Source organism: uncultured Microscilla sp. (genome assembly GCF_947493425.1).
Classification (GTDB): Bacteria; Bacteroidota; Bacteroidia; order Cytophagales; family Microscillaceae; genus Microscilla.
The window spans coordinates 1-13,322 of record NZ_CANLRP010000005.1; the positions used below are offsets into that span (position 1 = coordinate 1).

General features: G+C 40.3%; 9 protein-coding genes. 4 read left to right on the forward strand and 5 right to left on the reverse strand.

Annotated features, from left to right (window positions below):
- Positions 1 to 63: 63 nt before the first annotated feature.
- From Q0954_RS02710 to ispE, 5 genes are all read right to left on the reverse strand, one after another.
- Positions 64 to 2,325: a tetratricopeptide repeat protein gene (locus Q0954_RS02710; protein ID WP_299453225.1), complete on the reverse strand. Its 2,262-nt coding sequence runs from the start codon at positions 2,323 to 2,325 to the stop codon at positions 64 to 66.
- Entirely contained in the window at positions 2,326 to 3,027 is a 702-nt protein-coding gene (locus tag Q0954_RS02715) for a hypothetical protein (RefSeq protein WP_299453228.1), read from the reverse strand. It lies immediately after the preceding gene.
- Between the two features lie 3 nt (positions 3,028 to 3,030).
- Positions 3,031 to 3,615, reverse strand: a complete 585-nt coding sequence (locus tag Q0954_RS02720) for a hypothetical protein (protein ID WP_299453230.1) — start codon at positions 3,613 to 3,615, stop codon at positions 3,031 to 3,033.
- 372 nt (positions 3,616 to 3,987) lie between these two features.
- Positions 3,988 to 4,842 (reverse strand): formate dehydrogenase accessory sulfurtransferase FdhD, encoded by an 855-nt coding sequence (gene fdhD, locus Q0954_RS02725; RefSeq protein ID WP_299453232.1) that lies wholly within the window; start codon positions 4,840 to 4,842, stop codon positions 3,988 to 3,990.
- A gap of 12 nt (positions 4,843 to 4,854) precedes the next feature.
- Entirely contained in the window at positions 4,855 to 5,664 is an 810-nt protein-coding gene (gene ispE, locus Q0954_RS02730) for a 4-(cytidine 5'-diphospho)-2-C-methyl-D-erythritol kinase (protein ID WP_299453234.1), read from the reverse strand.
- 758 nt (positions 5,665 to 6,422) lie between these two features.
- Between ispE and Q0954_RS02735 the strand changes: the two genes are divergently transcribed.
- The 4 genes from Q0954_RS02735 (at position 6,423) to uvrC (ending at position 13,279) form a co-directional block, all read left to right on the forward strand.
- The gene (locus Q0954_RS02735) at positions 6,423 to 9,152 is read left to right on the forward strand and encodes a gliding motility-associated C-terminal domain-containing protein (RefSeq protein WP_299453236.1); all 2,730 of its coding nucleotides are present in this window, start codon (positions 6,423 to 6,425) and stop codon (positions 9,150 to 9,152) included.
- Between the two features lie 191 nt (positions 9,153 to 9,343).
- Positions 9,344 to 10,207: a nucleoside hydrolase gene (locus tag Q0954_RS02740; RefSeq protein ID WP_299453238.1), complete on the forward strand. Its 864-nt coding sequence runs from the start codon at positions 9,344 to 9,346 to the stop codon at positions 10,205 to 10,207.
- A 149-nt stretch (positions 10,208 to 10,356) separates the two neighbouring features.
- Positions 10,357 to 11,355 (forward strand): aspartate-semialdehyde dehydrogenase, encoded by a 999-nt coding sequence (locus Q0954_RS02745; protein WP_299453240.1) that lies wholly within the window; start codon positions 10,357 to 10,359, stop codon positions 11,353 to 11,355.
- Between the two features lie 109 nt (positions 11,356 to 11,464).
- Positions 11,465 to 13,279: an excinuclease ABC subunit UvrC gene (uvrC, locus tag Q0954_RS02750; protein WP_299453241.1), complete on the forward strand. Its 1,815-nt coding sequence runs from the start codon at positions 11,465 to 11,467 to the stop codon at positions 13,277 to 13,279.
- Positions 13,280 to 13,322: the final 43 nt, after the last annotated feature.

A 13,322-nucleotide genomic window follows, 5' to 3' on the forward strand; every position in this document is an offset into this window, starting at 1 on the left:
GCGATTTTTGAAGTTCGTCAGAAAACAAAACTCATCCCAAATAATAGCGCATTTACTTAATGTTTAAGGTACTAGTGGCTCATCACCTGCACCTTGTTGCTTTAGCTGTGCTATTATTTTGTCAAACGTGTCACGACTAATGCCTTGCTTTTCGAGGTAGGGAAAGTCGCTTTGAAAACCTTCAAAGAACTCGGCTTTGTTTTCAATACTATTTAGGCTTTGTTGGTAAAACTCCATTGCCTTGGCTGTATTACCCTCAGTCAAATATATATGCCCCAAGTTCATTTGAGAATGAGGTAACTCCAGAGATTGCTCAAAATAGGGTTTGGCAGGTTTATATTTTCCCTGAATAAAGTAGAGCCAACCTATGTCCAGTAATAGTTCTTTATTTGCTGAGTTAAACTCTATGGCTTTTTGATAGGCTGAAATGGCTTCTTCATAGTTATTTAAGTCGTCATAAGTAACACCTAAATTGATCCAGGCTTGTTCAAAGTCAGGCTTGATCCCAATCGCTTTTTGATAGGCTGCAATCGCATCATCATACTTGCCCAAACTTTTATAAACTACCCCTAAGTTCACCCAAGCTTTTTCGTAATCAGGCCTAATCTCGATCGCTCTTTGATAAGCTACAATGGCATCCTCGTATTTACCTAAGTCGTCATAAGTGACGCCTAAGTTAGCCCATGCCTGTTCAAAATTGGGGTTAATCTCGATCGCTTTTTGGTAAGCAGCAATCGCATCATTATACTTACCCAAACCTTTATAAACCACTCCTAAGTTAATCCAGGCATTTTCATAACCAGGCTTCATCTCTATAGCCTTTTGGTAAGCAATAATAGCCTCTTCATATTTATCCAGCCATTCATAGTTTACCCCTAAATTAAACCAAGCTTTTTCGTAGTTAGGTCTGATCCCGATTGCTTTTTGATAAGCTACAATGGCATCTTCATATTTACCTAGGCCTTCGTAAGCTACCCCTAAGTTAATCCAAATATCTTCGTCGTTGGGTTGAATTCTTACAGCCTTATGGTAAGCTGATATAGCCTCTTTATAATTGCCTAAAATAAAGTGTGAGTTACCCATATTAAACCAGGCAACCGCCAAATCAACACTAATGTCTATAGCTTTTCGATAAGATGAAATCGCTTGCTCATCATTGGTTAACCTCGAATAGGCTACCCCCAGATTGACCCAATAACTCGCATTACCAGGTTGCAAGGCTACTGCTTTTTGATAAGCATTGATTGACTTTTCTTTCTCTCCCAAATCATTGTATACTTGTCCCAACCCTCCCCACGATTCAGCATCCTCAGGGTTCATCTCCACATTTCGCTGAAAAACGTCCAGCAAAGCATAAGCAAATATTTTACTTAGGCTGATGTCACCTTGTTGGTGCATTTCCTCTAAGAAGTTGACTGCTATATTTTCAAAATGCTTGAGATAAGAGCCCTCACTCACCCTTTCGGCGGTAGGCTCAAAGTGAATAGGCTCACCTAGGGCAAAGTCGGCATTATAGCTAAGGGTGGTACGTGAGGCAATCATTTCCAACACATCTTTACTCACCATTTTTAGGTCATGGTCTAGCAAGTCTATAGTAAAAGCAAAAGCCTCTACAAAACGTTTTTTCCATTGGTCACTTACCTTGCCATACGATTCGTCTATTTTAGACAACACGGGCAATATAAAAGGTTTACGCTTTTTGTCCTGGGTATATTTTGCTTCTACTATGCGCATAGCCATTTGCTTAGCCCCATCAAAATTTTGCTGGTTGGGTGCCACCAAAATAATGTTCATGTCAGGCATGAGCACATTACAAATCCCCGAATAGTCGTTAAAACCCGTTCGGCTGTCTATCAGCACATAGTCGTATTGTTGCTTGAGTTGTTCTTTGAACCAGAGCAAATAGCTGCCTCCTTCAAACTTGTCATAAAACTCCACCCAGTCAAAATCATCTACTTGCCCGTGAAAACCCTCCTGGCGGTAATCTATAGCGGGCATCAAGTCTATAACACCCCCATTATCGGCTTGTACCAAGGGGCTAATGTAGGTACCATCGGGGGCAATAAAGTCTTGTTCGCTGAAGGTGTCTGTTTCTATGCTACGTACTTTGGCAATGTGGGCGTTAAACAAATCAAGTAAACCCTGGCTTTCTATACTTTGATCGGTTTTGTCATAGTAAAAATGTAAACCGGGTGCTTCCAAGTCCCAATCTATCATCAATACCTTGCGCTTGCGATAATAGCACAAATACGCGGCAAGGTTTGCCAGTAAATGGGTGCGCCCCACGCCGCCTTTGTATGAATAGAAAGTAAATATAGTCCCCATTTATAAATCCCCTAGTGATGGTTTGTTTTCAAACTTTTGAGTGGTGGCTTCAAAGCGTGCCAGGTTTTCTTTGTCGCCTATGCCCCTATAGAAGGCAATGTTGGATAAACGCCTAAAAAAGTGAATTTTACTGGGAACATCCAATTCTATGTGTACATAACTTTTAAAAAACTCTTGTCCCCAACCGTGGTATAAATCTTCAAATGTGCCTTTAATATTATTAGTAGCTATTCCACGCGCTCTAGTAGACGATGTAACACAAAGAGGCACTAGGCAAGCCTTGATGTTATTATGGGCAGTTTCATCAAATACTTTGGCAAACTGGTTGTTATTGGTTGCCACCAGAGAAAAAGGATCAGCTACCAACACAATTCTGTCTTTGAGCCCTTTGGCTTGCCTTCTAATAGCATGATTAATACAGGATTCGTCCAGATAACATACCTTTAAGTTTATTTCAGACAAACGGCTAAATTCATCCAATAACCCACTAATAGTTGCTTCGCCGAAAGGCTTCCAATGCTTGAGTGTGTTGCCATAGTTGCCAGTAGGCACATCTACTATGACCGACGGATTGTTTGCCCAGTATTGTTGGGTATGGGTGAGTACTATTACAAACAAATACTCTTTGAATTTGGAGGCGTGTTGATGGATGTGCACGTTTTCGGTGTTCTCGAAATAATTTTGACTATTTATCTCACGCATAGTTTACTCAGGGTCTTTGGGGTTGGTGCGTTGGTCAAGGTTTACATTATCTGTATTTTCAAAATAATTGGTAGTATGAATGGTGCGCTCATCATTGCCTGAGGTAGACGGATTGGCAGAGGTACCTCCATCGGCAGTTAAGATGCTCTTTAGTTGGCTGGCAAATACTATCAACTGTTGGGCATAGTTTACATCGTCTTTTCCTTGAGTAAAAGTAGCCTTTAGCCGGGCATAGCTGGGCTTGAGGTAGTTAGGCATTTGATCATGTACCTTGTCCAGTTCATCAAAGGTGGTTACATAATTTCCTTCATTAATCAGGTTTTTGATTTCTTCGTAGGTCATTGTCAAAGGTTTTATGGTTAGGGTTTGATTGTTTGCTTCAATAATACCAGAGGATTGTTCGGGTGCAGAAGTTTTTTTGAGCACAAAAAGGTAAACACCCAACAATAGCATAGGAATGCCTCCACTCAGAATAAAAGTCCAGGGCTCGGCTACATCCCAGCCCTTGAAGGCAAAAATAATGACCCCTGCTACAAAAGCAACGGCACCAGCCAACCATAAAATTTTTTCTTTGTGTTTAAACATCACAACAATATACACCTTTCAGAGAAAAAGCTCAAAACTACCAAGAGTTTGCAAGGAAAACAGCAAGCTAACTATCTGATTTTCAAAGCATACAACTCTTAAAGACTTTTATCAACTTATATAAAAAACTGCTCAAATACTCTACTACCCAGACAGGTACATTTTTAATATGGTTCAGGAATAATTTGTTGCGTTGTATTTACAAAGGTAAGTTATTCCAGTGCTTTAATTTACACCCCAACCTTCTTTTGTTGCTGATCAATCCCTGCCAATTAGCCAAAAAGGTTCAACCCTCCAAACTTGATTCGTAGAATTTAGAAACTCGCTAAATCCCAGCTTATCTAATAGGCGTTTTACGCAATTTTTGCTAAAAAACTACACCTGTACACGGGTGGGGTGGGTATATATATTGAACCGTTCATTGCGTAAAAAACCCACCAATGTCATCCCATAGTTTTGGGCAAGTTGTACCGCCAGGCTTGAGGGTGCTCCTACAGCTGCTACTATGGGAATCTCGGCAGTTAAGGCTTTTTGTACCAGTTCAAAACTTAGCCTGCCACTTAACAAAGCAATAGAACTATGGAAAACTTCTGTATTGTCTAATTGACTTCCTATCAACTTATCCATCGCATTATGCCTGCCTACATCTTCACGCATTGCCAAAAGGTGCCCTTTATTGTCAAACAAAGCCGCTGCATGCAACCCACCCGTGTGCTCAAAAACCATTTGTTGGTTACGTAAACTTGCAGGCAAGCCAAGCAAAATATCAGCCGTTATTTTAGGGGCATCTATGGGCAAGTTGGGGCAACCTGTAAGCTGAATGGCCTCGATAGAGGTTTTGCCACAAACCCCACAACTAGAATTGGTATAAAACTGACGCTCAAGCCTTTGCAAATCTACTTTTACATGTGGACGCAAAGTGACTTTTACCACATTACCCTGCTCTTCAGGCTTTTTGATACTTTCGCAATGCCTTATTCTGATAATGTCTTTGGGTGATTTGATTAAACCTTCGCTGAACAAAAAGCCTGTGGCAAGCTCAAAGTCGTGCCCAGGGGTACGCATAGTTACTGATACTTTTCGTTCCGTGATTTCGTCGTTGGCAATAAAATTCAATTGAATTTCCAGGGGTTCTTCTACTGCCAACAAATCAGGCGATTGAGCCAGCTCGCCCGCCTGATACTTGTTAATATTTGCCGGAAAAACGGAGGGTTTGGGCTGATGACTCATAGAGATAAAAATTTAGATAGATAAAGGTTGGCTGTATACTGTATATGCTGGCGAAAAATCGGGAGTAACAACTTGGTCGAATATACCAAACAAAGTAGACCCTGACCCTGTCAGGCTGGCATATAAAGCGCCTTGCTCATACAACTTGGTTTTGATGGTGGCTATATGGGGGTACTTGGAAAAAACCTGTGGCTCAAAATCGTTCTTAACTTTTTGCTTCCAAACATTTGCTTCAAGTTGCAATGCCTCCTGTAGGTTGTTGGTTGCCTCCATAGGGCAAATGCCTGCATACGCCTCACCGGTAGACACATGTTGGTTGGGGTATACCAATACCAAAAACTTGTCTTTAAGCTTGATGTCAATTTCTTTGAACTGGTCACCTTTACCAAAACAATACTTAGGTACATTTTCAATAAAAAAAGCACAATCGCTGCCCAGTTGCCGAGCATAGTCTTGCATCACAACGGTAGTAAGCTTGAGTCCAAACAGGTTGTTTAGGGTTTTAATGGTAAACGCAGCATCGGCAGAGCCTCCCCCTAAACCTGCACCAATCGGAATAATTTTGTGTAAATGAATGTGCACAGGTGGCAGGTCAAAATCGGCACTCAACAAATGATATGCCTTAAGACAAAGATTTTCGTTGCCATCGTCAGGGATAGGTATACCAGTTGATTCGAATAATAGCTGATTGGCGGGTAGTATTTCGAGTATGTCTGTCCACCCTGTAGGGTAAAAACAGGACTCCAGGTTATGAAAACCATCTGAGCGCTTCTCTATAATGTTGAGCCCCAGGTTTATTTTAGCATTAGGAAAACTAATCATAAATAATGTACCATTAAATCTATTCAATTCATTCCCCAATAAGGGAGTGTTTGAACAGTAAATTCATAATATATACTAGGATTAAAGTGATTACCTGCGGTGAGCTCGTCACAGCAAGCTGCCCCGATGAGTCGGGATTTATAAATAGACTCGGTTTTAGGATTTACAGGATTCATTAATGTTGGTATTCAGACAATTAGTCAAAATCCATCCTCAAAACCATTTTTGTTTAAGTATAACAAGCAAGATTTAGCCCCTTGCTGCAGTCAAAAACTATATGCTTACTAAATAATACCCAAAGCACGTAAATAGTTGTTTGATATACAAAATTATCCCCTATTCCCCACCTTTTATAGGGGATATGTTACTGGCTTTACGTCTCTTTTGCAGTCAGTTCAGCCTGTAAAAGAAAAAACAGGACTATTTGCCAATGGCACCTATGCTTAGCGCTTGTCTGCCGCTGGTTTGGGCTTTGAGGTAACGCAAGCTGTTTATACAAATACGAGTTTTTGCACATCCTTTCAAACTTCCTGCAAAGGTTGTTTGTTATGCAGACCAGAGCCTCTGGCATAAAACCTGGTTTTTATTCATCCTGTTTTTGGTAAAGTATACCTAGAAAGAGTTCGCCTGCACAGCAACTACCAGTAAAATTGTCAAGATATTTCATTATTTTTACCAAATGTTGAGTATTTGAGCAGTAATGATAGTTACTAATACAGGGCACTTGACCAATAGCTTAAAATAACAGAGAACAAAATATGCAAAGAATACATCGTTTCAGAAATATACCCTATACATTAGGCTTGTTTTTTACTATGTTGCTGGTGTCTCATTCAGTACAAGCAACCCACTTGAGAGCAGGGCAAATTACTGCTGAACGTATCTCCAGTGTAAGCCTTACTTATAGAATTACTGTTACCATTTACATGGACCGTGGACAAGGCAATGCAGATAGCCCTTCGCTTAATGTGTTTTTTGGTGATGGTAATAGTGCAGAAGTACAAAGAGTGACCGAAGAAGCTATTGGTAACAACACTACGCGTAATATTTATGTGATAGAACACACTTACCCTTCTCCACAAGCTTATACCATTTACTTTGCAGAAGAAAACCGTAACGCTGGGGTATTGAATATGATCAACTCAGTGGATACTCCTTTTTCGGTAGAAACCAGGCTCTTAATAGACCCTTTTGTTGGTTTAAACGACACTCCAATCTTATTGGCTGACCCAATTGACTTGGCTTGTGTAGGGCAAAAATTCACCCACAACCCTGCTGCTTTTGACCCAGACGGTGACAGCCTTTCGTTTACGCTTACTGTACCCAACCAAGATATTGAGAAAGTAGTCAATGGCTATGCAGACCCATCAAGTGCTTCATTTGGGGGTAGAACTGAAGCTGGCGGCACCCCATTTTTTAGAATTGACCCCTTTACTGGTACACTTACGTGGGATTCGCCTGGTGCTGCCGGAGAATATAACATTGCCTTTAAGGTAGAAGAATGGCGCAATGGGGTAAAAATAGGTTCTATTGTTCGAGATATGCAAATTATAGTATTAGACTGTAACAATGAGCGTCCTCGGCTGGAGCTACCTCAAGACACTTGTGTAGAGGCTAACAGTGAGATACTCAAAACAATTAGAGCAAATGATCCTGATGGACACCCAGTCAGAATTACTGCTGAAAGTGGTATTCTGGAACCTGGGTTTAACCCAAGGGCAACCTTTGGTCCTACCAACTTTCAAACTGGTGGTGTTCCCGAAGGTACATTTAGGTGGACACCATCTTGTGAAAATATCAGAGAGCAACCCTACCGGGTTGTTTTCAAAGCAGAAGACAACCCTACCATAGAAAGCCCGCTAGTAGATGTAAAAGCCTGGCGTATTACCGTAGTGGGGCCTCGTCCAGTGGGGCTTACTGCTACAACTGCTGGCAGAAGTATTACCCTCAATTGGTCGGACTACAGTCTGATTTGTGCCAATGCCAAAGAATTGATCATTTGGCGTAAGGAGGGTTGTTCTACCTGGGAACCGCTCTGCGAGGTAGGGGTTCCTGCCGGACTAGGTTATCAAGAGGTAGGCAGAGTACCAGCCAGTCAAACTACTTTTACTGACAGTCAAAGGCTTAAAAAAGGGCTCAAGTACAGTTATCGTATTTCAGCAGTATTCCCAGAGCCATCTAATGGCCAAAGCCGGGCATCGCAAGAGGTGTGTGTGAGTTTACCGCTTGACATTCCTATTGTTACCAATGTGACAGTAGACCAAACCAGTGCTACTACTGGACAAATTACGGTTAAATGGACCAAACCGCCAGTAGCAAACCCGGCTACTAATTACAAATATGACTTATACCATTTTGTAGGTATCAGGGGAGAAGATTCTACCCGAACTGATTCAAGCAAGTTATTGACGCTTTCGGCTGATACTTCATTCATTCACCAAAATATCAATACATTAGACACAGGGCATACTTATAGAGTACTGGCTTATGTAGACAATGGTACTCCTATTTTTGACGATTACTCTGAGTTAGCATCCAGTATAGACTTGACTGCCGTATCAGCTCCTAGTAGTATTAAACTCAACTGGACTTACGATGTGCCCTGGGCAAATATCAAACACTTGATCTATCGCCAGGCAAGCCCTGGAGGAGCCATTCACCTGATAGACTCGCTGCCTCAAAGTAGCTCAAACAAATTAGAATATTTTGACAAGGGTACTTTCCAAGACCGTAAACTAGATACTGATAGCACATATTGTTATTATATTCTCACGGTGGGTACTTACTCAAACCCAGACATAAAAATTGCTGACCCTGATTCTTTAGCTAATTTATCGCAGGTTGCTTGTGCACAACCTACCGATACTACTGCACCTTGTCCACCGCGGCTTGCCATTGACTCTATTAAGTGTGAAAACTTTAACGACCAGGCTTTGTTGCAAAATAGCCTGAGTTGGACACCTGTTATTAATATACCAGCTGGTTGCGACGATGATATAGTTCAATACAAATTGTATTTCAGGCCTACTAACCAAGGTGATTTTACTCTGCTAACAAGTCTAACACAAGGTGAACTGAGTTATATACATGCCAATCTTACTTCGCTGGCAGGCTGTTATTATGTTACAGCGGTCGATCGCTTAGACAATGAAAGTGACCCAAGTAATATTGTTTGTCAAGATAATTGCACGTACTATGAATTACCTAATATTATAACCCCTAACAAGGATGGTAAAAACGATGTGTTTCGCCCCTTCCCTACTCCACGATTTGTTGAGTCGGTGGAGTTTAAAGTATATAACCGCTGGGGTGTGAAAGTATTTGAGGTAAGTGATAATATTATGCTTGACTGGGATGGTAGTAGCAATGGCTCCGACCAAGTGTTACCATCTGGTATGTATTACTATTCTGCCAAAGTAAAATTTATCACACTTGATCCTAACAACTCGGTACAAAAGCTGAAAGGTTGGATAAAGCTAAGGAAGTGATAATATTATAGCCTTCAATTGCTAAACGGTTAGCCGAAAAGCCATTACAAATCAAGCTTTTTGGTTAGCTTAAAGGCTTTGCCTGAAACGACTAAAGCCGTTGGCAACACAGCTTCAACGTATGTTCAGGTTTACTGTAGCCAGTATACAAGTATGGTAGTGTCTATTGTAATTATGATTAGTTTGACCCAATGAATGTTTTATTTGATATGGAAACGGGTGACCCAGATGATGCGGTCACCCTTTGTTTTTTGATAGCCCACCCTTTGGTAAGTTTGAGGGCAGTAACGGTGACACCTGGCACCAATGAACAAGTAGGTTTGGTACACCACATATTACAAACAACCAATCATGCAGAAATTCCTGTGGGTAGTTATCGTCCAAAGTATGAAAAAAACTGCCTGTCGGCATTTCATAGGCGTTGGTTGGGCAACTTTGACGATCAACTACCTGATGCAGAGGGGCATCAAGTAATTAAAGAGACATTGGAGGCTTACCCTGACTTGGTGATCATCACAGGAGCACCACTCAAAAATTTTGGGGCATTGGAAGTGAACCAACCTATAGAAAAGTGGATAGCTCAAGGTGGGTTTGCTGGCGACAATGTAGTACCTCCTATGCATCGTTTGCCCAAGTTTAATGGGATGCAGTTTTGCCCTACTTATAATTTTAACGGAGCACCCAATGAAGCACTCAAGATGTTGAACGAGGTAGCCATCAACGACCGCTTTTTGGTTTCTAAGAATGTGTGCCATGGAGTAGTATACAACGAGGAGTTTCATGAGCTATTGACTCCCCAACGACACTTACACCTTGGATATGAGCTCATTTACAAGGGAATGAAATTGTACCTGTCTAAGAAAAAGGCAGGCAAAAAATTCCACGACCCATTGGCTGCCTGCGTAGCAATAGACCCTGATATTTGTATTTTCAAAGAAGTGAAACTAATTAAAAAAGGGGGTAAATGGGGTTCTGAACCTCAAGAGGGTACAAATACTTATATTTCTATTGGGGTAGATCAAGATAAATTTAGGAAGGTATTTTTACAGTTATAAGCTTACAAATACTTACAATATTTCAATATTATGTTATAATTTAACCTTACTATACTCAAACTACAGCTATATTTAGTTTTATAATCATTGGCTTTTGCGTAATTTGGCTGCTGTTGACAACAAACACTAAATTAAAATATAATAATACAATGAGAATAGCTGTAGTAGGCGCCACTGGTTTGGTTGGTGGCGAAATGTTGAAAGTACTGGCAGAACGTCAGATTCAAATAACAGAATTGATTCCGGTTGCCTCTGAAAGATCAGCAGGTAAAAAGATTACTTTCAAGGGTAAAGAATACACCATAGTAGGGATGAAGGCAGCTATTGAACTCAAACCAGACATTGCTATTTTCTCAGCAGGAGGTAGCACTTCTTTAGAGTTTGCCCCCCAATTTGCTGCAGTAGGTACTATAGTCATTGACAATTCATCAGCTTGGCGAATGAGCCCAGAACACAAGCTGGTTGTTCCTGAGATCAACGCTGGTTTACTTACCAAAGAGGATAAAATTATTGCCAACCCTAATTGTTCTACCATCCAAATGGTAGTAGCCTTGGCTCCCCTTCATAAAAAATACAAAATAAAACGTGTAGTAGTATCTACTTACCAAAGTGTGTCAGGATCGGGCATTAAGGCGGTAAACCAAATGGAAGCTGAACGCAAAGGCGAAGAAGCTGAGCCTGCTTACCCTCACGCTATTGACAAAAATGTGCTTCCTCACATTGATGTATTTCTTGACAATGGCTATACCAAGGAAGAAATGAAGATGGTGAACGAAACCAAAAAAATTATGGGGGATGACAATATTCAGGTGACAGCCACTGCGGTGCGTATTCCAGTAGTAGGTGGGCACTCTGAGGCGGTAAATGTAGAGTTTGAGCAAGATTTTGATTTGAAAGATGTACGTGACTTGATGGCTAACACACCTGGTGTGGTTTTGCAAGACGATGTACAAAATAATGTGTATCCTATGCCATTGGATGCGCACGGAAAAGATGAAGTGTTTGTAGGGCGTTTGCGTAGAGATGAAACCCAACCCAATACACTAAATATGTGGATTGTGGCTGATAACCTACGCAAAGGCGCAGCTACCAATGCAGTACAAATTGCTGAATACCTGATTGATCAATTTTGGTCGGTAAAAGCATAAAGTAAGTCATTTTTTATTTTATTTGAAAGCCTTCTGAAGAACTTCGGAAGGCTTTATTTTGTTGACAAAACAAATTATATTGATCACTCAAACTCAGTCCAACCTTTATATGAGCCAAATAGAAGCTACCCTAAAACAACTCCCAACCAACGCCGGAGTGTATAAGTTTTTTGATAAAAATGATGTTTTGCTATATGTAGGCAAGGCCAAAAATCTGAAAAACAGGGTAAATAGCTATTTTAACAAATCGGCTCAGCATAATCGTAAAACAATCAACCTGGTCAAGCAAATTGCCCATGTTGACTACACCGTTGTAAACAGTGAGTTTGATGCTTTATTGCTGGAAAATAACCTCATAAAAAACTACCAGCCTAAGTACAATATTCTACTAAAAGACGATAAAACCTACCCTTATATACTGATTACTAACGAACCTTTTCCAAAACTGGTAGTCACACGAAAACTTGAAAAACACAAAGGACGTTTTTATGGTCCGTTTACCAACTTAAAGGCAATGAATGCCATTGTAGAGCTTATTAGAGAGTTATACACCATAAGAACCTGCAACTTGTACTTGTCAAAGGAAAACATTCAACAAAATAAGTTTAAATTATGCCTGGAATACCATTTAGGTAATTGTCAGGCACCGTGTGAAGGTTTGCAAAGTGAAGAAGATTATTTAAAAGACCTGGAACACGCCAAGCATATTCTGAAAGGTAATATTCATATTGTAAAAACTTACCTCAAGGAGCAAATGCTTGCCCACGCTGAGAAACTTGAGTTTGAGAAGGCTGAGGCACAAAAACAAAAACTTACCTCACTAGATAAGTTCCAAAGTAAATCGTTGGTGGTAAACCCCAATAAAGTGATAGATACGGATGTGTTTTCTATTATTTCAGACGAAAACTATTCTTATGTCAACTTCCTTAAGATTAAAAATGGGGCAATTATACACACCCAAAGCATAGAAATAGCCAAAAAATTGGACGAAACCGAAGAAGAGGTTTTAACCTTGGTAGCATTTAACCTGCGAGATACCATTGGAAGCAATGCTCCAGAGATTATAACAAACCTACCACTCAATATAAGTGATGACCGGTTTACCAATACTATTCCGCAGATTGGTGACAAAAAGAAATTACTCTCGCTTTCGCAAAAGAATGTGTTGTATTACAAAAAAGAAAAAATTCAACAACGTTTATTACGCCAAGGCAAAGACAAAAGTAGAGTGGTACTGGAAGAGCTTCAGAAGGTACTCAGAATGAAAGAATTACCACGTCATATCGAATGTTTTGACAATTCAAATATCCAGGGAACTTACCCAGTGGCGTCTATGGTTTTCTTTCGCAATGGTTTTCCTTATAAAAAGGGGTACCGTCACTTTAATATCAAAACAGTTGTGGGGCCAGACGACTTTGCATCAATGAAAGAGATTGTCCACCGACGGTATAAAAGGTTATTGTACGAAAAAGCCGAGTTACCCCAATTGATTGTAATAGATGGCGGCAAAGGGCAATTGAGTGCTGCTTGTGAGGCATTAAAAGAACTTGATTTATATGGCGAAATTACCATCATAGGCATTGCCAAAAAGCTGGAAGAGATTTATTTCCCAGAAGATAGTATTCCTTTGCACATTAGTAAAAAATCGTCTGCGCTTAAATTATTACAAAAAGTAAGGGACGAAGCACACCGTTTTGCTATTGAGTTTCATCGCAATAAAAGAAGTAATGATAGCTTACACTCAGAGTTGGAAGCAATAGAAGGAGTAGGAGAAAAAACAATTACCAGCTTACTCAGGCATTTCAAAACAGTAAATAATGTGGCACAGGCATCAACACAAGAAGTTGCAAAAGTGGTAGGCAAGGCTAAAGCGAACTTGATTAGGGCTTATTTTGAGAGTAAGGAAAGTAAAGAACAAGAATAGTAATGCTCCTTATTATCAATAAACGCACCTAATAGTTAAACAG